At 53.9% G+C, this 21,525-nt stretch carries 19 protein-coding genes and 1 other RNA gene; 8 read left to right on the top strand and 12 right to left on the bottom strand.

The window, feature by feature from the left end:
• Nucleotide 1: 1 nt before the first annotated feature.
• From RG807_RS04610 to RG807_RS04590, 5 genes are all read right to left on the bottom strand, one after another.
• Nucleotides 2–769: a DUF3726 domain-containing protein gene (locus tag RG807_RS04610; RefSeq protein WP_309043822.1), complete on the bottom strand. Its 768-nt coding sequence runs from the start codon at nt 767–769 to the stop codon at nt 2–4.
• Nucleotides 766–2,520, bottom strand: a complete 1,755-nt coding sequence (locus tag RG807_RS04605; RefSeq protein WP_309043821.1) for a hypothetical protein — start codon at nt 2,518–2,520, stop codon at nt 766–768. Before RG807_RS04605 ends, RG807_RS04610 begins: the two co-directional genes overlap by 4 nt.
• 51 nt (nt 2,521–2,571) lie before the next feature.
• A complete protein-coding gene (locus tag RG807_RS04600) occupies nt 2,572–4,128 on the bottom strand; it encodes a BCCT family transporter (RefSeq protein ID WP_309043820.1) in 1,557 nt (518 codons plus the stop codon).
• A gap of 79 nt (nt 4,129–4,207) precedes the next feature.
• A complete protein-coding gene (locus RG807_RS04595; protein WP_309043819.1) occupies nt 4,208–5,191 on the bottom strand; it encodes a dipeptidase in 984 nt (327 codons plus the stop codon).
• 7 nt (nt 5,192–5,198) lie between these two features.
• Nucleotides 5,199–6,638 carry an aldehyde dehydrogenase family protein gene (locus RG807_RS04590; RefSeq protein WP_309043818.1) on the bottom strand — a complete coding sequence of 480 codons (1,440 nt, stop codon included), beginning with the start codon at nt 6,636–6,638 and terminating at the stop codon, nt 5,199–5,201.
• Nucleotides 6,639–6,742: 104 nt separating this feature from the next.
• On the opposite strand from RG807_RS04590, the gene RG807_RS04585 reads away from it, so the two are divergent.
• Nucleotides 6,743–7,627, top strand: coding sequence for a LysR family transcriptional regulator (locus RG807_RS04585; protein ID WP_309043908.1), 885 nt, complete (start codon nt 6,743–6,745; stop codon nt 7,625–7,627).
• 115 nt (nt 7,628–7,742) lie between these two features.
• On the opposite strand, the gene RG807_RS04580 is transcribed toward RG807_RS04585, so the two are convergent.
• The 3 genes from RG807_RS04580 to RG807_RS04570 form a co-directional block, all read right to left on the bottom strand.
• The gene (locus RG807_RS04580) at nt 7,743–9,302 is read right to left on the bottom strand and encodes a BCCT family transporter (protein ID WP_309043817.1); all 1,560 of its coding nucleotides are present in this window, start codon (nt 9,300–9,302) and stop codon (nt 7,743–7,745) included.
• A 114-nt stretch (nt 9,303–9,416) separates the two neighbouring features.
• Complete coding sequence (locus RG807_RS04575) at nt 9,417–10,472, bottom strand: MBL fold metallo-hydrolase (RefSeq protein ID WP_309043816.1); 1,056 nt, start codon at nt 10,470–10,472, stop codon at nt 9,417–9,419.
• 19 nt (nt 10,473–10,491) lie between these two features.
• Nucleotides 10,492–11,289: an SDR family NAD(P)-dependent oxidoreductase gene (locus RG807_RS04570; protein WP_309043815.1), complete on the bottom strand. Its 798-nt coding sequence runs from the start codon at nt 11,287–11,289 to the stop codon at nt 10,492–10,494.
• Between the two features lie 140 nt (nt 11,290–11,429).
• Here RG807_RS04570 and RG807_RS04565 point away from each other — a divergent pair, with 140 nt between their 5' ends.
• Nucleotides 11,430–12,431 carry an AraC family transcriptional regulator gene (locus tag RG807_RS04565; protein WP_309043814.1) on the top strand — a complete coding sequence of 334 codons (1,002 nt, stop codon included), beginning with the start codon at nt 11,430–11,432 and terminating at the stop codon, nt 12,429–12,431.
• Nucleotides 12,432–12,489: 58 nt separating this feature from the next.
• Here the strand turns inward: RG807_RS04565 and ssrA are convergent.
• Nucleotides 12,490–12,852, bottom strand: a transfer-messenger RNA (tmRNA) gene (gene ssrA / locus RG807_RS04560).
• Nucleotides 12,853–12,915: 63 nt separating this feature from the next.
• A complete protein-coding gene (gene smpB / locus RG807_RS04555; protein ID WP_298449287.1) occupies nt 12,916–13,395 on the bottom strand; it encodes an SsrA-binding protein SmpB in 480 nt (159 codons plus the stop codon).
• Between the two features lie 178 nt (nt 13,396–13,573).
• Between smpB and RG807_RS04550 the strand changes: the two genes are divergently transcribed.
• The 3 genes from RG807_RS04550 to RG807_RS04540 all read left to right on the top strand — a co-directional run bounded on the left by RG807_RS04550 (nt 13,574) and on the right by RG807_RS04540 (nt 15,995).
• On the top strand, nt 13,574–15,187 hold the full coding sequence (locus RG807_RS04550; protein WP_309043813.1) for a sodium-dependent transporter: 1,614 nt from the start codon (nt 13,574–13,576) through the stop codon (nt 15,185–15,187).
• 74 nt (nt 15,188–15,261) lie between these two features.
• Complete coding sequence (locus RG807_RS04545) at nt 15,262–15,705, top strand: type II toxin-antitoxin system RatA family toxin (protein WP_309043812.1); 444 nt, start codon at nt 15,262–15,264, stop codon at nt 15,703–15,705.
• Complete coding sequence (locus RG807_RS04540) at nt 15,705–15,995, top strand: RnfH family protein (RefSeq protein WP_309043811.1); 291 nt, start codon at nt 15,705–15,707, stop codon at nt 15,993–15,995. The genes RG807_RS04545 and RG807_RS04540 overlap by 1 nt, the downstream gene beginning before the upstream one ends.
• Here the strand turns inward: RG807_RS04540 and RG807_RS04535 are convergent.
• Nucleotides 15,992–16,318 carry an outer membrane protein assembly factor BamE gene (locus tag RG807_RS04535; protein ID WP_298449280.1) on the bottom strand — a complete coding sequence of 109 codons (327 nt, stop codon included), beginning with the start codon at nt 16,316–16,318 and terminating at the stop codon, nt 15,992–15,994. The two genes, RG807_RS04540 and RG807_RS04535, sit on opposite strands and share 4 nt — an antisense overlap.
• Nucleotides 16,319–16,440: 122 nt before the next feature.
• Between RG807_RS04535 and fur the strand changes: the two genes are divergently transcribed.
• Nucleotides 16,441–16,848, top strand: a complete 408-nt coding sequence (gene fur / locus RG807_RS04530; RefSeq protein WP_309043810.1) for a ferric iron uptake transcriptional regulator — start codon at nt 16,441–16,443, stop codon at nt 16,846–16,848.
• A gap of 96 nt (nt 16,849–16,944) precedes the next feature.
• Here the strand turns inward: fur and recN are convergent, their stop codons facing one another.
• Nucleotides 16,945–18,624, bottom strand: coding sequence for a DNA repair protein RecN (gene recN, locus RG807_RS04525; protein WP_309043809.1), 1,680 nt, complete (start codon nt 18,622–18,624; stop codon nt 16,945–16,947).
• Nucleotides 18,625–18,870: 246 nt separating this feature from the next.
• Here recN and grpE point away from each other — a divergent pair, with 246 nt between their 5' ends.
• Both grpE and dnaK read left to right on the top strand, forming a co-directional pair.
• Complete coding sequence (gene grpE, locus RG807_RS04520) at nt 18,871–19,473, top strand: nucleotide exchange factor GrpE (RefSeq protein ID WP_309043808.1); 603 nt, start codon at nt 18,871–18,873, stop codon at nt 19,471–19,473.
• Between the two features lie 103 nt (nt 19,474–19,576).
• A complete protein-coding gene (dnaK, locus tag RG807_RS04515) occupies nt 19,577–21,496 on the top strand; it encodes a molecular chaperone DnaK (protein WP_309043807.1) in 1,920 nt (639 codons plus the stop codon).
• The last annotated feature ends 29 nt before the right edge of the window (nt 21,497–21,525 follow it).

The raw sequence follows: 21,525 nt of genomic DNA, 5'->3' as shown, positions 1-21,525 counted from the left end.
CTTAGTCGTTATCGGTTGTTCCGGCGCCTGCGCCCTGACGTGAATCGTCGGACGCTTCCACCAGCATGTTCGTTGCCAGTACTTTGAGCCGCTCCCAAAGCGCAGTGTCTACTTCGATGCCATCAACGAGTGATCGTTCATGCCAGTCCAGCATCGCAGCGCGATTTTGCAAAATCAGATCATTTGCCGGCGCTTCTGGCTTAAGGTTTGGCAGAAGGTCTACGTGGTTCACCATCACCAGTGTTATGCCATCGTTGGGCTCGGTATCGTCTGGCGTGGCGGGCAAGCCGTACATGCATATCTCCGGCTCTGCCTCGCCTGATTTAAAGCTCACGAGAATTTCCGTCAACGGCTCGTGAGAGTTGCGCCAGAATGCGGTAACACTCATGTCACGGCGGGCGATGCGGGAAAGGTATCCCACGATCAGCATTCGGTTATGGCAGTGGCGAATTTTCGTAACCGAGAGGCCTCTGGCTCGGCATTTTGCATAGCCCAGTTCAATTGCCAGGCTGGCGTGGCCCAGAATCGTCTTGTTCTGGGCATCTACAACGCACAAATCCGCATCCTGATAAATCAATTTGGGTGGCTGGGATTTATCTTCGTTAAGCAGAAAATCCAGCCCTTTCCCCAGAGCCGCCAAGCCATTAAGGCCATGGGCTTCCATCCAGGCCACCATGTCAGCTGCATCGCTGGCGTCGCCGTCGTCAAAGCCAATGCCAATGAACGCTTTTCGGGAGAGCCCATGGAGCTCGTTGTATGACACTTTCATAGTTTGTCACCTCGGGCTTTCTGGCCGTTCTCTATACCTTCGAGGCCAGGTTCCAGAGGAAAACCCCAGTCATCCAGTTGGTGCAACGAAAGATTCGGATCGTTCAGTTCACGGGGCAGTGGCGCTCCCTGAAACAATGTAATGCGTACCCAGCGGTCAGACTTTGGATCAAACCGGCTGGCGCCAAAAAACGACAACTTGGTTCGTAACAGGTGCATGGGTTTCATGCCTCTGTGCCAGAGGTTTGCCCGAATCTCACCGTAAGGTGTATCTCCGATGGTCTGAATGCGGCGCACGCATTCCTTCTGCCCCGGATTGGCCATGAGGAACTCCACCACAATGGCATTCGGATTGTTCTCCAGAAACTCATCGAGCTTTGTAAGGCAGCGGCTAATCCGTGGGCCAACCGCGAGGGCCAGTTCCTTCTCGGCGCCAGACTCCGTTCCGCGAATGCCTAACCTGGGTTCTTCTTTTTCGACGGAGCGATACCAGAACCAGTAGTTATCATCAGGGCAGTCCTCGCGGTAACTGAGAGCCCAATCAAATTTCTCGTGAATCAGATCGCGCAGCTTCCTGGCTTTCATGTCTGGCTTCAGATCCATGGATTCCTGGCATCCCAGTTCGTCATCAATGGGCTCAACCAATTCCGGGTACAGCTCTATCAGCATGGTGTTGATGAGTTCCTGGGCTTCCAGGGAGCAGTGATTTCCGGCCCAGCTTATAAGCTCTTCATAAAGCCCTTCGTGCGCTTGGGTACGGTCGAGCCACTCAATGACTTCGATGACTGACTTGGCTGTTTCCCGATTGCGCAGGGTCTGTTCTTCATCTTCAGTGATGGTCTGCTGCAAGTGTTTCAGAGCGCGAGCCATCAAGGAACGAAGCGCTTTGTGGGTTTGTTCATTTGCAGGCTCTGCGCGGGCAAAAGCCAAGGCGCGCTCCCTACCGTAAACCCACTGTTGAATCAGTTGCGGGTGGTTGATAAGAAACGGAGCCATACCAAGCCCCGTGGAGTTGCCAATGCCCAAATAGCGTTGCAGCTCCGGGTGCAAAGGCACGGCCTGATCGGGTGACTGTACCTTTGCCAGATGATTCAGCTGCTCGATCGAGAACTGACGTAGCACGTAAACGGCCAGCATCTGGGCTGCAAATGGGCGATTGAAATCCGGATTGCGTTCAAGCCGCGCAAAGTCGGCAATGCCAAACTTGCCGTTGCCATAAACCGCCGTGGTTCTGTAGAGGTAACCCACAGCTGTTAGCCAGGCGGGATCAGGTTGTTTTCCCGCCGCAAGAGCCGCCAGAAACTGGCTGAAATTGCGCAGGCTTCTGTTGGCCCGTGAGAGCACGAGTACCCTCGGGTGCTGGCGGCCGGCTTCCTGCAAGGGCACGTTGGCCGCCATTTGTTCCAGCAGCGAGCTTTTTGCTTCGCCTTCAACCAGGGCAAAGGTGACATCCCATGCTTCCGCTATTACCCGGTCGGACCGTTGTTCTGGCTCCAGATCCCTGGAAAAAATCACACACTCGTAGTAATTACCCGGTGTTGTGATGCGGTAGATCGCCAGGCCGTGGCCCTTTGAATCCAGATCAAACACCGTATTGGTAATCTGCCAACTTTCAGCGATCATTTTTCGCATTAGCGATCTGACAAAGCTGAGCCGGCTGGCAAACATGCTGCCCAGCCGTTCCAGCTTCATCACCTCACTTGCAGGGCGTAGGTTGTCTTGTGGTGCGGATGCTGAGGTTGCTGAAATCATGATCTCACCCTTGCCCTTACAGGCATATCTACAGGCTAGTGTTCAAAGTTATCAGGATATGAGTTTCTGCTCTCGTGCCATGGCATAGGCCGCTTTGGGCCCAAGCCACAGCGATGGCAGCAGTACCAGCGACACCGGAATAGCGGTGATCACAATAAACTGTTGAAGCACACTGATCTGCCCGGCGCCCATGTACAGCAGGATGGCGGCCATGCCTGCCATCGCCAAACCCCAGAAGGCCCGCACAAAGGTATTTGGCTGATCGTGACCGGAGTTTACTACGGCAATGGAGTAGCTCATGGAGTCACCGGTGGTTGCGACAAAAATGGTGGTCAGCACCAGAATTGCCAGCGCCATGAATGCGCCACCGGGAAGGGATTGGGCGACCGTGAGAGTGGCCACATCAAAGCGGAAGTTGTTCAGCGCGTCGGTGAGATCGATCACGCCGGTCATCTGGTAGTAAATGCCTGAGCCACCCAGCAGGGTAAACCAGATGGTGGTGGCAATAGGCGCCATAACCGCAACCGCCAGAATCATTTCGCGAATGCTGCGGCCGCGAGAAATGCGGGCCACGAAAATGGCCATCAGCGGTGCATAACCAATAAACCAGGCAAAGAAGAATACGGTCCACCACTGCATCCACCAGCCGGGCGCCGTTTCAGCGGTCATGGTGGCCATTTCCATGAATGAAGACACGTACTGCCCCATGCTCTGGAAATAGGTGTTGGTGAGGAACAGCGTTGGGCCAAACACGAAAATGATGGCGGCAACAGCCAGCGCCAGGAACACGTTTAGCCGGCTCAGGAACTGTATGCCACGGTGAATGCCCGTTACGGCAGAGGTCACGTAGATAATTGCGAGAACGACAAGAATGGCCATTTGCGTGGCGAGGCCGTCGGTCAGACCGAACAACTCACTGAGCCCAAAGCTCATCTGGGTGGCTAGAAAGCCGATGGGGCCCACGGTTCCGGCAACCACCGCTATTACACAGCAGGCATCTACTACACTGCCCAACCAGCCGCTCATGATGCGCTCGCCGAACACGGGATACAGCAAGGTTCTGGGCTGCAGCGGCTTGCCTTTCACATAGTGTGCATGGGCGAGAACAATCGCAGATAAGGTGCCAAGAACCGCCCAAGCCAGGAAGCCCCAGTGCATAAAGGACTGAGCCATAGCATTCGAAACCGCAGCTGCGGTACCAGGTTCTGTTGTATACGCAGGAGGTGTCACAACAAAGTGATAGATGGGCTCACCGGCCGCAAAGAACACGCCGCCGCCGGCCAGCAAGGTGCACATAATGATCGAGAGCCAGCGGAAGGTGCTCATCTCCGGCCGGTCGAGGTTGCCGATCTTGGCTCTGGCAGCCGGTGTGCAAGCCAGGCCCATGGCGATAAAGAAGGTTGCCAGCAGTAACATCTGGAAGTAAGTGCCAAACACTTTGGCAGTCCACGCAAAGCCGCCGCCAATCAGATCGGCCACGCCTTTGAGATCAAACAGCGAGAACCCGACAAACAGAACGATAAAACCCACGCTTAGCGTAAGGACAATGGGGTCGCCAAGTTGAGCTATGGAGTAGTCTCCACCGGCCTTGATGTTGTTGTTTTTCATGATGCCTACCTTTGTTGTTTTTGCACCTTGCTCTATCTGTGCTGTTTGGCCATCTGTGCATGCTGGTATTTCAGGATCATTACAAAGGCTTGGTACCGATTTTCAGTTGGTTCAGCCAGTTAAGACCCATGATTTTCTCTATCTCTGTCTCGTTAAATCCTTTTTGTCGCAACCCCTCGATAATGGCAGGGAAGTCGCGGTTGTCCTTGAACCACGACAGAGGCCTGGGCCATCCAGCGTTGTTCTTGTTGCCTTCACCAAAGTCCATTTCTTTCGACCAGCGGCCGTTCCGCATCCAGTCCAGAACCGACTGCGGCTGCCCTTGGCACAAATCCGTGCCAATGCCGATGTGGTCTATGCCCATCAAATCCGCGGTATCGACCACCATGTTGCAGAAGCTTTCGAGGGTGCAGTCCGGACCGTCTTTCAGGTGAAAGGGGTACACGGAGAAACCAAGTAACCCGCCGCTTTCCGAAATGGCCTTCAGCACGGCGTTAGATTTATTCCGCTTCGCCGGGTGGAAAGATGCCGGGTTGGCGTGGGAAATAATCACCGGCCGACTCGAGAGTTCAATGGCATCCAGCGTGGATCTTTCCGAACTGTGGGACATATCGATGATCATGCCCACACGGTTCATTTCCGCGATGGCCTGACGGCCAAACCGGCTCACGCCACTGTCTTCAGCCTCATAACAACCAGCGGCCAGCAGGCTCTGGTTGTTGTAGGTGAGCTGCATGATCATCAAACCGAGGCGACGCATCACCTCAATCATGTCGATGTCATCTTCGATGGGCGAGCAGTTCTGGGCGCCAAAAAAGATGCCGATTCGGCCAGCTTCCTGTGCTACCTGGATATCCTCGGCTTCATAGACCGGCATGATCAGGTCGCTGTGTTGTTCGAAGCGCCGGTTCCAGTCACCAAACCGTGAGAGGGTTTCCCGTGTGTTTTCGTGGTACACCAGAGTGGCATGCACAGCGGAAACACCGCCGGCACGCATCTGCTCGAATATCTCCCGGGACCAGTTGGAGTACTGAAGTCCATCAATGGTGAGCATGGAGTTCATCCTCTTATCAGGCCCGCACGTAGCAGGTTTTCACAACGGTGTAGAATTCGCGGGCATACTGACCCTGCTCACGGGGGCCGAAACTGGAGTTTTTGCGGCCTCCAAACGGAACGTGGTAATCCGTACCTGCGGTTGGCAGATTCACCATCACGCAGCCGGTTTGTGCCCGGGCTTTGAAGTCTGAAGCAATTTTTAATGAGTTGGTGATGATGCCGGCTGTCAGCCCATATTGGGTGTCGTTCAGGGTGGACAGCGCGGTTTCGTAGTCGGGTACCTTGATGACGCACGCAATGGGGCCGAATACCTCATCCCGGTTGATTTCCATATCATTAGTGGTGTCGGTGAAGAGCGTAGGCTGCATGTAGTAGCCATCGGTTTTGGTGTCTACTCTGGAGCCACCAAACGCGAGTGTTGCGCCGTCGGCCTTGGCGCGCTCAATCCACGCCATGTTGGATTCCAGCTGACGCTTGTCTGCGATGGGGCCAATCTGTACACCTTCTTCAAGCGCGTGACCGACCTTGGCCTGCTCAAGCCGTGCCTTCAGTTTTGATACAAACTCATCATGAACAGCTTCTGTCACGATCAAGCGCGAGGATGCGGTGCACTTTTGCCCACTACCTGAATAGGCACCGTTGAATGCGGCTTCTACTGCAAGGTCGAGGTCTGCATCATCAAGCACGATCAGGGCGTTCTTTGAGCCCATTTCGAGCTGGCACTTAACCAGATTGCCTACGGTAGCTGCTGCAACTCTGCGGCCTACCTCGAGGGAACCGGTAAAGGTAATGGCTTGTACATCCGGGCTGTTGATCAGTGTTTCGCCGGTTTCGCCACCGGAGCCCATCACCAGGTTAAAGGTGCCAGCAGGCAGGTTTTGCCTGCTGATAATTTCTGTCAGGGCCCAGGCGCTGGCAGGAACCAGGTTGGCGGGCTTGAATACCACCGCGTTGCCAAAGGCCAATGCCGGGGCAATTTTCCAAACAGCGGTTGCCATCGGGAAGTTCCATGGGCTGATGATGCCCACAACACCAAGCGGCTCACGCCGAACGTCGATTTCCACGCCAGGGCGAACAGAATCTGCACGCTCGTCAATCTGGCGCAGCACTTCGGCAGCGTAGTAATGGAAAAACTGGCCAGAGCGATAAACCTCGCCTTTGCCTTCTGGTAAAGGCTTGCCTTCCTCTCGGGAAAGCAACTCGCCCAGTTCATCCTGACGGGCAATCAGCTCGTTACCAATAGCCATCAAAATGTTATAGCGCTGCTCAAGGCCGCTTTGGCTCCACTGGACAAAACCGCTTTGAGCGGCACTGATGGCCTCTTTGGTTTGCTCGTTGGTAGCCTGATCATACTCGCCGATAACATCGCTGAGATCAGACGGGCTGGTGTTGGTGATGCTGCTAGCCCCGGTTACCCATTGGCCATTGATATAAAGCGGATGCGAAGTGGACATGACGACCTCCTTATTTACGATGCATGCATACTAGTCAAGATGTAATAATAAGAATAATCAATTATAAAGATTGAGCGATAAGGAGTGCTTATCAGGTGAGTGCAATATTGCCAGAGCTGAAAATTCAGCAGTTACGCTATGTGATCATGGTTGTGGAAGAGGGGAGTTTTCATGGGGCATCCCGGCGTTTGCACCGTACCCAACCAGCCATCTCTATGGCCGTGCGTGAACTGGAAAACCGCCTTGGGCAGAACCTGTTTGAGCGTGGCGCACAAAACAAGTTAACGCCGTTTGGTGAGTACTGCCTGCCAAGGTTCCGTGATCTGGTAGGCCAGCATGACCGCACTGCAAAAGATGTGGTGAGCCAGGCTGGTGGGCAGCAGGGCCACATACACATTGCCACCGTGCCCTCGGTGGCCAGCCGGATTATGCCGTCGTTCCTGGCGGAGTTTATTGAGCAGTTTCCCGGTCTCAATATCAGTTTGCATGATGAAAACGCCCACTATGTTTGCCAGATGGTGGCGCACGGTGAGGTTGATCTGGGAATAACCAGTCTTTGGCAAAATACGGACGATTTGGAATACACCCACCTCTTTGAGGACAAGGTTGGGGTGGTGTGTCGTAAGGATCATGCCTTTGCTGCGGCAACGTCGCTGGATTGGCGCAGCTTGCAGGGTGAAAAGTTGATTCGGAACGGAACATCCCGGCTATTGATGGGCACTGAGGCTACGGAGTTGGTGGAGAACAGCGCCTTTTACATCTCCAATATGATTTCACTGATTGCCATGCTGGAAGCAGGTGCGGGTATAACAACCCTGCCAAGATTAGCCTTCCCGGAACACAGCACTAACCTGTGCTTTATCCCGTTAAGTGATCCGGATGTTGTGCGCAGAATTGGATTGGTGCAGGCAGCAAACCGCACGCTCAGCCCGGCAGCTCAAGCTATGCACTCTTTTGTTCTGGAGAAGTTGCAGTATGACGTGGTGTGACGGGGCAGGGTGCTGATGTGCTTGCCCCTCCCGCAAAGCAAAGCGCTTGTCGGGAGGAGCAAGAATGTTTCACAGCCCGAGAGCGACGCTCCCGAGACTGCTGATTGGTATTTGTTTATTCAGGAATCAGCTTCTGTTCCCGCGCCATGGCATAAGCAGCCTTGGGGCCGAGCCACAGAGAAGGCAGCAAGATCAGAGATACCGGAATGGCCGTGATCACAATGAACTGCTGAAGCACACTGATCTGCCCCGCACCCATGTACAGCAGAATGCCTGCCATGCCTGCCATTGCCAAACCCCAGAATGCGCGCACAAAAGTATTCGGCTGATCGTGGCCAGTACTCACAACGGCAATGGAGTAGCTCATGGAGTCACCGGTGGTGGCAACAAACACCGTGGTCAGTACCAGAATAGCCAGAGCCATAAAGCCGCCGCCTGGCAGAGCCTGGGCAACCGTAAGAGTTGCTATATCAAAGCGGAAGCTGTTCAGAGCCTCAGTCAGATCTATCACGCCGGTCATCTGGTAATAGATGCCTGAGCCGCCCAACAGAGTAAACCAGATGGTGGTGGCAACTGGAGCCATAACCGCTACGGCCAGAATCATTTCACGAATAGTTCTGCCGCGAGAAATACGGGCAACAAAAATGGCCATCAGTGGTGCATAGCCAATAAACCATGCGAAGAAGAACACGGTCCACCACTGCATCCACCAGCCCGGGGCGGTATCCGCCGTCATGGTTGCCATAGCCATGAAGGAGGACATGTACTGCCCCATGCTCTGGAAGTAGGTGTTGGTAAGGAATAAGGTAGGGCCGAAGACAAAAATAATCGCTCCGATCGCCAGCGCCAAAAACACGTTCATGCGGCTCAAAAACTGAATGCCACGGTGAACACCGGTTGCTGCTGAGGTCACGTAGATCATAGCCAAGCCAATCAGGATGGCCATTTGTGTTACCAGGCCATCAGTCAGGCCAAACAGTTCACTCAGGCCAAAGCTCATCTGGGTCGCGAGGAAACCGATGGGGCCAACAGTGCCGGCCACAATGGCAATTACGCAGCAGGCATCCACAACACTGCCCAGCCAGCCGCTCATAACGCGCTCACCGAATACCGGGTAAAGCAGTGTGCGTGGCTGCAGAGGCTTGCCCTGTACATAGTGTGCGTGTGCCAGAATGATTGCGGCCAAGGTGCCCAGCACAGCCCAGGCCAGGAACCCCCAGTGCATAAAGGACTGAGCCAGTGCATTGGAAACTGCTGCAGCAGTGCCCGGCTCTGACGTGTAGGCTGGCGGTGTTACTACAAAGTGATAGATGGGCTCGCCAGCCGCAAAAAATACGCCACCACCGGCCAACAGCGTACACATAATGATAGAGAGCCAGCGGAAGGTGCTCATCTCTGGCCTGTCGAGGTTACCAATTTTAGCTTTCGCCGCCGGTGTGCAAGCCAGACCAATAGCGATAAAGAATGTGGCCAACAACAACATCTGGAAGTAAGTGCCAAACACTTTGGCAGTCCAGGCAAAACCGTTACCAATCAGCTCAGCTACGCCTTTGAGATCGAACAGAGAAAAGCCAACAAACAGCGCAATAAAACCAACGCTGAGCGTGAGTACTACCGGGTCGCCAAGCTGAGCTATTGAATAGTCTCCGCCTGATTTGTCGTTACCCTTAATCATAAACTAAACCTTTTTTAATAAATTCCGGCGCGGGACAGTGCCATAAAACCCCTCCTATTACCAATATGACCACGGGCTTTCTGCCCCTGATGGCGCGCGTTTGGCTGCCCCGCCTCAAGCGGGGACGTGCAATTGACCATGCCGAGCTTCGCCCACATAAAACGCTGGCGATGTGCCGGGGAATGCCCAGAACGGAGTCATCTCAGAGGACGGGAATATGTTCGGAAAGCGCGGGTCTCGCTGAGATGGCCCGGCAATGGTTTTTTCCTGAACCATGGAAATGTACTGGTCAACTGAGTTTTCGAGCGTGTTGCCGTTGATGATAACTTCGGTGCCTATGGTCTTTGCATAGGCCGCCACGCCGCTGGCAGCAGAAAGATGGGGTGCGTATGAATCCACACTCACGCCGTTTTCACTGGTCACCCACAGGCCTTCATCTGTGTGTACCACGATGGAGTGATTGCCTTCAGTGTGGCCAGGGGTGTGTACCAGCGCCACGCCATCACCCAGCATGATCGAGCCGTCAAACTTGATGATCTTGTCGTCGGCAATTCCGGCAATGCCGCTGGGGCAATACCAGTCCGCTTGATACGGGTTCAGATCCTGAGCAGATTCCCATTCGCGCCAATGCACCAGTAGTTTGGCATTGGGGAAGATCGCCTGCTCCGTATCCGTGCCGAGCCAGCGGCGCACATCCTGAGTGTGTAGATGGTCGTAGGTAATGTAATCGATGTCTTCTGGCTTCAGGCCAAGGCTGGCGACAATATCCGGCGCCGTACTCTGCCGATCAACAATCATGTTCGTGAAAAAGCTCGGGGTGTTGTCCTGCAGGCGGCGGAAGAAAGGCGTCTCACCGTTGCGCTCATAGTCTGATGGCGACACCAACATGGTTTTTACGCCGTCCTCGGTATCAAACTGCACCACGAACACACGGTTCTGTATGTGAACGTACTCTACAAAGCGTTCCCGTGAAAACGCATTCCGTAGCCCGTAGCGGGCAGGGTAAGGCACTTTGATCAGATCAAACGAGCGGAAATAACGCGCCTTTGGTCCCGCCAACATGGTTTTACGAAAGCCCTCGGCAGCCGCGCGGGTGTCCTCGACTCTGGCCTGCTGGCCGTATGCGCTGCGTGATCCGTCAAAATCCTTGATCTGTTTGAAAAGTGTCATCGGGTTCCCCTTCTTGTTCTCAACGGAAGTTGTCGGATTCAAAGTTCTTGCGACCGCGCTCCATGGCGCGGCGGGCCATGCTCAAGAAAAAGGCGGGCACGGTATTGGACAGCCTGCCGAGAATCTCGTCTTGCCAGGGCAGATAGTACTCCAGAGGTTGCTTACGCAGGACTGGCCCCAACACAGCTCTGGCAACTTCATCGGCAGACAGTGCGCGGCTGCTGGCAAAGGTCATGGCTGAATTCTCGTCGCCCCGCTGCTGATCCAGCATCGCCGTTTTAACCGGGCCGGGCCCGACAAGCGACACTGCAATGCCGCGGGGGCGAAGGTCACCTGCGGCAGCGATACTGAAGCCCCGAACCGCAAATTTGCTGGTGGCGTAAACGGCGTTACCCGGCAACGGGCACAAGGAGGCCAGAGAGCCAATGTTGATGATGTGTCCACGGTGGCCGCTGGCCAGCATGTGGGCTGCGGCTGCATTGGTGCCAAAAATCACGCCTTTTACATTCACATCGAGAGTCAAGTCAACATCGTCGCTGGATAGCTCTCCAGTGCGACCACTGCGAAGCACGCCTGCCACGTTAATCAGCACGTCTACTTTCCGCTTGTCATCGGCAAGGCGCTGGAACATGGACTGCCACTGTGCGTCTTTACGAACGTCGAGGGTTTCGCAGCGTACTTTTTCATGATTCGCCCAGCGCCTGGCAAGGCCATCGGCGTCCATATCGGCTGCGATGACACTGTGGCCACCCTGAATGGCCTGTTCAACTATGCAAGCGCCTATGCCACAGGCTGCGCCCGTTACCAATAACAACATCGAAGTTACTCCGTGACCGGAATGGTCGTAAGTGTTCGGCAGTTTTTGAGGATAAGGGTGACAAAGTGCCTGGTCACATGCTTGACACAGACTGCCACGTTTTTAACACTTTACGCCAGCCTACCGATGTTGAGAGTGATATGACCCTTCGCCGCCGATCCATTCCGGCCAGCTTTGCCCTGGCGCTCTACGAGTATCTGGATCGCAAAGGTATCCACAGCGACCAGCTACTGAAGTTGCCCAGGCCGCCTCAGGACACCTTGTTAAATGCCGAGATGCCCATCGACGTTTGGCGTCAGCTACTTGAGCGTGCAGCTGTTTATTTGGACGACCCGCGATTGGGGTTGCACCTGGGGCAAACCATCATCCCGCGCCATGCCGGTGTGCTGGGCTATGTGATCATGGCGTCGAAAACTCTTGGCGAGGCCATCGCCCGCTTCCATCAATACCAGCGACTGATCTATGACGTTACGCCACTGATTGTGAGAGAAGAGGGCGGCGAGATGGAGTTGGTATGGGATGCGCAGCATGGTCGCCCGGGCCCGCTGGTAGACGAAACAGCCGTGACGGCCCTCGTCAACTTTCTCCGTCGCCTTACTTTGCCTGATCTCGCGCCGCAGCGGGTGGACTTCATCAACCCCACGCCAGAGAGCAGCGCGGCCTATATGGACTATTTTGGCTGCCCCGTGCGGTTCGAGCAGCCTGAAACAGTGATCCGAATTCCCGCGAGCGCCTTGGCGCACCCCCTAACAACCTCAGACCCGGCCATGTTAACCATGCTGGAGGCACAAGCCGATTCGTTGCTGGCACGCCTGCCACGAGAATCCCCGTTGGTTGACGATGTGCGCCGGCGAATAAGCAGACTGTTATCTGATCAGCATTTGGATATTGCGGCTGTTGCTGAATGTATGGGTGTCTCTACCCGCACTCTGCAACGCCAACTGGCGGCAGAAGGCACCAGCTTTCTGAAAGAGGTAGGAGCAGTGAGGCGTGAAATCGCAGAGCGCTATTTGCGAGAGACAAATCTTGGGTTAGTCGATATTGCGCTGATACTGGGCTATTCAGAGCACAGTGCCTTCACACGCAGCTTTATTCGGTGGACGGGGATGTCGCCGAATAAGTATAGGCGGCAGAGGAGTTGAGTTGTGGTTATAAATAGTCATAAAAAAAGCCCCTGAAGTCAGGGGCTTTTAGGGTAGTTGGTGGAGACGGCGGGAATTGAACCCGCGTCCGCCAGCACTGTGCCTTGAGATCTACATGTTTATGTCCTTCTATTGATTTAACCTCGAACGACCCGAAGGCCAGGGTGTAAGAGGCGAGTTCTTTAAATCTTAGCCGTTAGACAGTGAACTCTGGATAACGGAGCATCCCGTAAGCGATGACGTCCTGAGATGTAGCTCTGGGCTACGGGCGACCCAGTCAGGACGACTAGCAGCTTACGCTGCTAGTGAGTAGTTTTCGTCGTTTGCGACTATTGCGTTGCAGCTTTGGATTAACGAGATTCGCTGCCATCTCGACATGCACCCAAGGGTTCGCCACCAGCGTCGAAGCCATGTCGTCCCCTTACTCACAGTATATGTGGGCTAATCCCACAACTTCAAGGTTTGTTTGTTGCGGCTTGTACCGTCAAGTGGTGTTTTCTCGCATAATGCGCTGTTTTTGGCGGTCCCAGTCACGCTCTTTCTCGGTGGCGCGCTTGTCGAACAGCTTCTTGCCCTTTACCAGGGCAATCTCGCACTTCACTTTGTTCTTCTTCCAATACAGCGCCAGAGGCACGCAAGTCTGGCCTGCCTGGCTTGTTTCCCCGATCAGCTTGGCCAGCTCCTTGGCGTGCAGCAGCAGTTTGCGGGTGCGAGTAGGATCGGCAATAACATGGGTAGAGGCTTCGGTCAGGGGCTGAAAGTGCCCGCCCAGCAAGAAAGCTTCGCCGTCCTTCAACAATACATAGGCGTCGGTTATCTGGGCCTTGCCGGCGCGCAATGATTTCACTTCCCAGCCGAGTAAAACCATACCCGCTTCGAAGCGTTCTTCTATGTGGTATTCGTGTTTCGCCTTTTTGTTCAGGGCGATGGTACTGCTCGGCGTACCGGGTTTTTTCTTGCTCATGAATCAATTATCCGGATGCGGACGAATGAACGGGCCGGCCAATCGCAGGACGGCAAAAAGCGCATTGTAGCTCAGGAGTGCCAGACTGGTCACGAAATCGCCCTCAAAGGCACCGGCGGTTCGTGCGCTGAGGAGTCCTTCGGCTACAATACTGGACCAGACACTTTTCGAGGCGAAAATGCCTACGCCATACCAAACACATATCGGGTCGTTTACCCGGAAATCAACCTTCTTCTGGGCTGCAGTGGGCGCAACTGTCGGCTTGGCAAACCTGTGGCAATTCCCGTATCTGGCGAGCCTGCATGGTGGCGGGCTGTTTATTCTTCTATATCTCGGTTGCCTGTTGCTGGTCACACTACCTTTGATGATTACTGAGGCGGCCATCGGCCGAAACGCCCGTCACGGAATTGTGCTGGCGATGGATGGGTTGATACGCAGTGCGAAACGTTCCAGAGCCTGGATGGCTGTAGGTCGGCTCAGTGTATTGAGCGCATTTCTGGTTCTGTCGTTTACGGCGGTTTTCGGGTCGATCGCCTTGGCTTACGTGTTTTATGGCGCCGTGGGTCGGTTTTCCGGAGCAGGGCAGGCGGAGGCGACAGGCGTGCTTGCCGCATTGGTTTCTGATCCTCGTGAGTTTCGTGTATTCATGGGGTGGCACGGTTTTTTTCTGGTGATGGTTTTGTGGGTGTCTGGGCAGGGCGTGGTTGGGGGGCTTGAGCGCGCGTTCAGAATTGTTGTGCCTGGTACGTTGATACTCATGCTGGCGCTATTTGGGCTTGCTACCTGGTACGGCCGGATTGACGGCGCCATGACCCAAATACTCGAGATGCATCCGCAGGATCTCACATGGACAAGCCTCAGTACGGCGTTGTTTCATGCCTTTTATACCTTGGGCTTGGGAATGGGTGTGTGGGCGGTTCTGGGTGCTTACACCACTCCGAACACGCAGCTCAAACGATCCATTCTGGCTGTTGTATTGATGGATACCCTGGTTGCGATTCTGGCAGGGTTAATGATTTTCGCCATGGCTACGCAAAGCAGCGTTTTTGATGGGGAGCGCGGTTTTAGCCTGTTGTTTGTGTCGCTTCCGGTATCGCTTGCCGAGCTGCCGGCAAGTCAGTTTGTTATCGCAACTGTTTTTCTGATGGTTGTGATGATTGTCTGGTCAACGGCTCTCGCATTGCTGGAACCGGTCGTTGGATGGTTCCGTGAGTGGACGGGTGCGCCTCGCGGGTTGTCTGTGTTATTGGTGGGGTTGTCCGTTTGGCTTGCCGGGCTCGCCTCGCTGTTTTCGTTCAATTTATGGTCGCAATACCGGCTCGGTGGCGCCACGGTATTCCGCTGGCTTGAGCTGTTAACCGGCGGGTTGATGATTCCGTTAGTCGCGATTCTTATTGCGCTCTTTACCGGCTGGTGCCTGACACGCAACCTTTCAAAAAGCATGCTTGGAAAAACGCCGGGGCTGTTTGGCACAATCTGGTTCTGGGTTATGCGCCTGGTCCTGCCTCTTGTCGTTGCGTACATAGGTATTCACTACACTGCAAACTCACTGGTAAACATGTGCAATACCGGTAGCGAAGCGCTTTGGTGTGAGCCCGGGCCGGGGCTGGTGCTGCAAGAGCAACATGGCACACCACCACAGCCAATTGAAAAGAGTGGCGTGGATGCTGTCGATGATGAAGCAGGTGAGTTGGTGCCCGCAGAGCAAACGACTGACAACAAGTCCGACCTGCCGCAGTCCCTCCCGGAAAATGCCCCCAAAGACGGTGATATCCTTTATCATAGCGTTTGATTACAGGTGTGTTTGCGGCCGCAGGGCCTGTAATCAGCCTTAAAGTGTATTCGTAAGCAGGACAACCGGTTCCGATGGCTCATCAGATTGATAAAACAGCTCTGGTTATGCACTCTGCGGAGCGCATGTTTCACTTGGTCAATGATATTGCCCGCTACCCCGAGTTTCTCCCCTGGTGCGCAGGCGCCGAGATTCATCAGCAGGATCCTGAGCAGATTATGGCGTCGCTGGAAATTGCAAAGGGAGGCGTTCGCCACAAGCTCACCACCCGCAATCAGTTGCTGATGCCCGAAGCCATTGAAATGAGTTTGGTGGATGGTCCGTTTCGGAACCTGAAGGGGCGCTGGCACTTTAAAGCGCTGGATGATAATGCCTGCAAGGTGATTCTGACGTTGGAGTTTGAGTTCTCAGGCTCGCTTTCGCGTATGACCTTCGGGCCTGTTTTCAATCAGGCGGCGACAACCATGGTGGATGCATTCTGTCGTCGTGCCGACGTTATATACAAGGGAGGCGTGTGATGCTTCGAGTTGAGGTAGCTTACGCGCGGCCAGACAAGCAGGAAATAATATCGGTACAAGTGCCTGATGGCGCGACGGCTGTGGACGCGGCTCGACTGTCAGGAATTACCACTATTTTCCCGGAGATTGATGTTGATTCCATCAATATGGGGATATTTGGCAAGGTAATAAAAAAGCCTGCGGATCACGAACTGCGAGATGGAGATAGAGTTGAATTATATCGCCCGCTCCAGATTGATCCGAAGCAGGCACGGTTAAACCGGGCTAAAAAGAAGTCTGTGGCAGATTAATAAGCCGGGGTTTCGTTCAGGAGTTCTGCTTCATAGTGGGTGTATCGGTCAGCGTCGTAATAGACGATGATGCGCTGCTCTTCGATAGGGCCCCCTCTGCGTTGGAATGTGTATACATAGTATTCCCGGGAGCTATCAACCGGGTTGAGCATCAAAGGGCTCCCCAGTAACGCCTGAACCTGGCTGCGGGGCATGCCTTCGTTAAGTTTGGACAGCTCTTCATCGGTAACAATGTTGCCTTGCTGAACATTGATCTTGTATACGCCCGGGAAAGCGCAACCGGAGAGAATGATAGTGAGAATGAGAGCTGTGAGCTTTTGCATCGCCGGAGGAAATCCTCTATCTTGAAATCGCCTGCCAAGGGCAGGTGTGGCACGGGTTAACCGTTAAATGGCGGCTTCATCATACCGGAAGCCGTGAGGCACACCAAAGAGTGAATAGTAACATGTCATCTGAAAACGCCGAACTACGAAAAGTCGGTCTCAAGGTAACTCTGCCAAGAGTGAAAATTTTCAACATCCTGGAAAGCGCCAAGGACCATCATCTCAGCGCAGAAGATGTCTATAAACGGCTTCTGGATCAGGGTGATGATGTGGGCTTGGCCACCGTATACCGCGTGCTTACTCAGTTTGAGACGGCGGGACTGGTGTTGCGTCACAACTTTGAAGGCGGCCATGCCGTATTCGAAATGGCCGGCGAAGATCATCATGATCATATGGTTTGCACGCAGACAGGGCAGGTGGTTGAGTTTGTCGATGAGATCATCGAAGAGCGTCAAAAAATAATTGCGAAAGAGCACGGCTATGAAATTGTAGAGCACAGCCTGATTCTTTACGTTAAGCCCCTCAAGTAATTACCTAAGCGTCAACAACTCAAAAAAAGGGGCAGGCCGATAAGCCTGCCCCAATAGCTCTCAGGGTCGAGAGGGGAAGGGATTGGTGCCACTCGTTCAGTGGTGGGTAGCCTGTCCTTTAGAAAACATTTCCGTTGCGTGGGCCAGTGTGTGCTCTGTCATATCAACACCCCCAAGCATTCTTGCCACTTCACTGATTCTTCCCTGGTCATCCAGAGATTCGATTTTTGAGAAAGTCGCGTCTTGTTGGGTAAATTTGCTTACAAACAAGTGTTGATGACACTGCGCTGCAACCTGCGGCAAGTGAGTGACGCAGATAACCTGTCCATTAGCCCCCAACGAACGTAGCAGTTTGCCGACCACCTCTGCGGTACCGCCGCCAATGCCCACGTCAACTTCGTCGAAGATCAGGGTTGGTGTGGTGGATGTTTGCGCAACAACCACTTGAATTGCCAAGCTGATTCGTGAAAGTTCGCCGCCGGAAGCAACTTTTGCAAGAGGCCTTGCCGGTTGCCCTGGGTTGGCGCTTACCAGAAATTCTACTTCTTCCAGCCCGTGAGGTGCCGGCTCGTTCTGATTGTTACTGCTCAGGTGAGTAACAAACTGAACCGACGGCATGCTCAGCTGGGCAAGCTCACTTGCGATACGTTGATCCAGCTCCCCTGCTGCTTTGGCGCGAATGTCAGAAAGCTTGCCGGCCAGTTCATTGAACACCGTGCGGTGGCCTTCAAGATCTATTTCCAGTTGTTCCAGGCTGCCTTCGCCGCCGTCCAGTTCCGCCAGTTCTGCACTTTGCCGCAAGTGAAATTCCGGGAGTTCCTCGGGGTTGATGCGGTGTTTGCGGGCCATCTGGTAGATCGCGCTCAGCCTGTCCTCTACTTCGGTCAGTCGGGCTGGGTCTGCTTCATAGTCATCCACAAAGTGGCGGAGGTTGTCGCCGGCTTCACTGATCTGAATTTGTGCTTCGTTGAGCATTTGAATTGTGTCGGCCAGCGCAGGTATTTCGACCGGCAACTGTTCTAGTTGCTGTAACGCTTGGCGCAATAAACCTGCGGCGCTGGTTTCATTTTCTGTGCACAGCAAGGCTGCCTGGTGGCTATTATGAAGAATGGCATCGGCCTGGCTCAGTTGTGCCTGCTCTTGCTCAAGTTCCTCTTGCTCTCCTTCATTCAGTGCAAGGCGATCAAGCTCCTCCACTTGGTAGCGCAGCAGTTGGAGTCGGGCTTCCGACTCTTCCGCATTTTGCTGGCGTTCGATCAGTTTTGTGCGAATCTGGTTCCAGCTTTTCCATGCTTCACGGGTCTGGTTGGCAAGATCTTCAGCGCCTGCGTATTCATCGATCAGCTTGCGGTGGGTTTCTTTTCGTAGAAGTGATTGGTGCTGATGCTGGCTATGGATATCCATCAGCAGTCCGCCCAGGTCTTTCAGGTGCGCCAAAGGGCAAGGTTGGCCGTTAATATACGCGCGAGACCGCCCGTCCTTGCTGATGACCCGGCGCAGAATGCAATCGGCGTCGTCATCCAGTTCATGGCTTTCCAGCCACCGCAGAGCGTCCGGGATGCTCGAAACATCGAAGGTGGCCGTAATGTCTGCACGCTTGGCGCCATGGCGCACAGCGCCGGCATCGGCGCGCCCACCCATGGCTAACCCCAGTGCATCCAGCACAATGGATTTGCCCGCTCCTGTTTCACCAGTGAGGGCCGTCATGCCCTTGCTGAATTGCAGTTCTACTCTTTCGGCGATCGCGTAGTTTGAAACGGTGAGCTGTGTGAGCATGCAGGAAACCTCCGCTCTTGAAAATATACTGTTCGTTCATACAGTGACTGTGAATATATACAGGGGTTTTCGGGTTTGCAATCATTTGGCTGATATTTTCTTCAGGAATGGGGGATTTAATGGTTGAAACCTGAGCGGTGAGCCCCATATCGGTTCGCAATAGCATTCTTCTGGCTCCGTCGAGTCAGAGCCTATGTTCAATTGGCCGCGTTTAGGCCGGCCGCCGAAGATCTGGCAGGAGTATTCATGAGCACCGAAGAAAACCGCAACGAACAGTTGGATGAGTTGAATGAAGCCGCCAATGCCGCTGCTGAAGATGCGCAGTCTGGCGAGCAGGGAGTGGAGCAGGAAGAGGTTTCCGAGCTGGATTCCCTGAAAGAGCAGCTGCAGGATTCACAAGAGCAAATGCTGCGCTTGCATGCGGAAATGCAGAACGTGCGTCGCCGTGCGGAGATGGATGTTGAGAAGGCGCACAAGTTTGCGTTGGAGAAGTTCGTTAAAGAGCTGCTACCTGTAGCAGACAGTCTTGAGAAGGCGGTTGAGAGCACGGAAGGCCAGGAAAGTGCCGGTGAGTTGGTGGCTTCTATCCGTCAGGGCGTTGAAATGACGCTCAATCTGTTTGTTTCGAGCTTGAAGAAGTTCAATGTTGAGCCCCTGAACCCGGTGGGCGAGCCATTTGATCCCCAGCAGCACGAAGCCATGTCGATGGTGCCTGCACCCAATGCTGAGCCAAACAGCGTGGTAGCGGTAATCCAGAAAGGCTATCTGCTGAACGGGCGCGTAGTGCGTCCTGCAATGGTGATGGTGGCCAAGGCTCAGGATGCACCAAAAATTGACGAGCAGGCTTGAAAAGCTACTCAAAGCGCCAATATAGCCATTAAGCAAAACTAACCGGATTCATGTTTTCCGGGCAACCATTAAGTACCGCATTCAGAAGAACTGGAGTGATTAAATGAGCAGGATTATCGGAATTGACCTTGGAACCACCAACTCGTGTGTCGCCATCATGGATGGCGACAAGGTCCGGGTTATCGAAAACGCCGAGGGTGATCGTACTACCCCGTCAATCATTGCCTACACCGATGACAATGAAATTCTGGTGGGTCAGTCAGCCAAGCGCCAAGCAGTTACCAACCCGCAGAACACCATTTATGCCATCAAGCGACTGATTGGTCGTCGATTCAAAGATGACGTTGTTCAGAAAGACATCAAAATGGTGCCCTATAAAGTTGCCGAAGCAGATAACGGCGATGCGTGGGTAGAAGTTAAAGGTCAGAAAATGGCGCCTCCCCAGGTGTCTGCAGAAATTCTGAAGAAGATGAAGAAGACTGCAGAAGACTATCTGGGCGAGAAGGTAACGGAAGCGGTAATCACCGTTCCGGCTTACTTTAATGACAGTCAGCGTCAGGCTACTAAAGATGCTGGCCGAATTGCTGGTCTGGAAGTAAAGCGCATCATCAACGAGCCGACCGCTGCTGCCCTGGCTTATGGTCTGGACAAGAAGACCGGCGACCGCACAGTTGCAGTTTATGACTTGGGTGGTGGTACCTTCGACCTCTCCATTATCGAAATTGCTGATGTTGATGGCGAGCACCAGTTTGAAGTTCTGGCTACCAACGGTGACACCTTCCTGGGTGGTGAAGATTTCGATATGAAAATCATCGAATTCCTGGCTGACCAGTTCAAGAAAGACAGTGGTATTGATCTGCGCGGCGACTCGTTGGCCATGCAACGCCTGAAAGAAGCGGGCGAGAAAGCGAAGATTGAGCTTTCCAGCAGCCAACAGACCGACGTTAACCTGCCGTACATCACTGCAGATGCCAGTGGTCCCAAGCACATGAACGTAAAGTTGACCCGTTCCAAGCTTGAGTCGTTGGTAGAAGATCTGGTTGAGCGTAGCCTCGAGCCTTGTAAGGTTGCCCTGAAAGACTCAGGTTTGAGCGTTGGTGAGATCGACGAAGTTATCCTGGTTGGTGGTCAGACACGTATGCCACTGGTTCAGGAAAAAGTTAAGGCGTTCTTTGGTAAAGAAGCTCGTAAAGACGTAAACCCGGACGAAGCTGTTGCAATGGGTGCGGCGATTCAGGCGGCCGTACTGTCTGGCGATGTGAAAGACGTTCTGCTTCTGGATGTCACTCCGCTGACCCTGGGTATTGAGACCATGGGTGGCGTGGCTACACCGGTAATCGACAAGAACACCACGATTCCGACCAAGAAGTCTCAGACCTTCTCTACAGCTGAAGATAACCAGACAGCGGTTACCATTCACGTTGTTCAGGGTGAGCGTAAGCAAGCAGCGCAGAACAAGTCTCTGGGTCGCTTCGACTTGGCCGACATTCCACCTGCTTCACGTGGCGTACCGCAGATTGAAGTAACTTTCGATATTGATGCCAACGGTATTCTGAACGTGTCTGCGAAAGACAAGGCTACCGGCAAAGAGCAGTCCATCGTAATCAAGGCTTCTTCTGGCTTGAACGATGACGAAATCGAAAAGATGGTGCAGGACGCCGAAGCGAACGCTGAGGAAGATCGCAAGTTTGAAGAGTTGGTTCAGGCTCGTAACCAGGGCGACGGCATGGTTCACGCTGTGCGCAAGACCCTGACTGACGCTGGTGACAAAGTCAGCGACAGCGAGAAAGAGTCTATTGAAGCTGCCATCAAGGATCTGGAAGACGCACTGGCCGGTTCCGACAAAGATGACATCGAAGCTAAAACCCAGAAGCTGACAGAAGTGTCGGGTGAGTTGGCTCAGAAGATGTACGCAGACCAGGATGGGCAGGCACAGCAAGCTGGTGGGCAGGAAGAAGCTCAGTCCGCCGACGATGCAGTGGATGCCGAGTTTGAAGAAGTTAAAGACGACGAAAAGAAGTAATTCGGACGTTTATCAAGTAGTTGGTTGGA

The sequence above is a fragment of the Marinobacter sediminicola genome (assembly GCF_031157525.1).
GTDB classification, from domain to species: domain Bacteria; phylum Pseudomonadota; class Gammaproteobacteria; order Pseudomonadales; family Oleiphilaceae; genus Marinobacter; species Marinobacter sediminicola.
The sequence above is the reverse complement of the archived record's forward strand: the minus strand, read 5'-3'. Positions and strand labels throughout refer to the sequence as shown.

Excerpts from the sequence above, each read along its gene's own strand:
- RG807_RS04610 (WP_309043822.1), bottom strand. The coding sequence starts at position 769 with ATGAAAGTGTCATACAACGAGCTCCATGGGCTCTCCCGAAAAGCGTTC.
- RG807_RS04605 (WP_309043821.1), bottom strand. The coding sequence starts at position 2,520 with ATGATTTCAGCAACCTCAGCATCCGCACCACAAGACAACCTACGCCCT.
- RG807_RS04600 (WP_309043820.1), bottom strand. The coding sequence starts at position 4,128 with ATGAAAAACAACAACATCAAGGCCGGTGGAGACTACTCCATAGCTCAA.
- RG807_RS04595 (WP_309043819.1), bottom strand. The coding sequence starts at position 5,191 with ATGAACTCCATGCTCACCATTGATGGACTTCAGTACTCCAACTGGTCC.
- RG807_RS04590 (WP_309043818.1), bottom strand. The coding sequence starts at position 6,638 with ATGTCCACTTCGCATCCGCTTTATATCAATGGCCAATGGGTAACCGGG.
- RG807_RS04580 (WP_309043817.1), bottom strand. The coding sequence starts at position 9,302 with ATGATTAAGGGTAACGACAAATCAGGCGGAGACTATTCAATAGCTCAG.
- RG807_RS04575 (WP_309043816.1), bottom strand. The coding sequence starts at position 10,472 with ATGACACTTTTCAAACAGATCAAGGATTTTGACGGATCACGCAGCGCA.
- RG807_RS04570 (WP_309043815.1), bottom strand. The coding sequence starts at position 11,289 with ATGTTGTTATTGGTAACGGGCGCAGCCTGTGGCATAGGCGCTTGCATA.
- RG807_RS04565 (WP_309043814.1), top strand. The coding sequence starts at position 11,430 with ATGACCCTTCGCCGCCGATCCATTCCGGCCAGCTTTGCCCTGGCGCTC.
- smpB (WP_298449287.1), bottom strand. The coding sequence starts at position 13,395 with ATGAGCAAGAAAAAACCCGGTACGCCGAGCAGTACCATCGCCCTGAAC.
- RG807_RS04550 (WP_309043813.1), top strand. The coding sequence starts at position 13,574 with ATGCCTACGCCATACCAAACACATATCGGGTCGTTTACCCGGAAATCA.
- RG807_RS04545 (WP_309043812.1), top strand. The coding sequence starts at position 15,262 with ATGGCTCATCAGATTGATAAAACAGCTCTGGTTATGCACTCTGCGGAG.
- RG807_RS04540 (WP_309043811.1), top strand. The coding sequence starts at position 15,705 with ATGCTTCGAGTTGAGGTAGCTTACGCGCGGCCAGACAAGCAGGAAATA.
- RG807_RS04535 (WP_298449280.1), bottom strand. The coding sequence starts at position 16,318 with ATGCAAAAGCTCACAGCTCTCATTCTCACTATCATTCTCTCCGGTTGC.
- fur (WP_309043810.1), top strand. The coding sequence starts at position 16,441 with ATGTCATCTGAAAACGCCGAACTACGAAAAGTCGGTCTCAAGGTAACT.
- recN (WP_309043809.1), bottom strand. The coding sequence starts at position 18,624 with ATGCTCACACAGCTCACCGTTTCAAACTACGCGATCGCCGAAAGAGTA.
- grpE (WP_309043808.1), top strand. The coding sequence starts at position 18,871 with ATGAGCACCGAAGAAAACCGCAACGAACAGTTGGATGAGTTGAATGAA.
- dnaK (WP_309043807.1), top strand. The coding sequence starts at position 19,577 with ATGAGCAGGATTATCGGAATTGACCTTGGAACCACCAACTCGTGTGTC.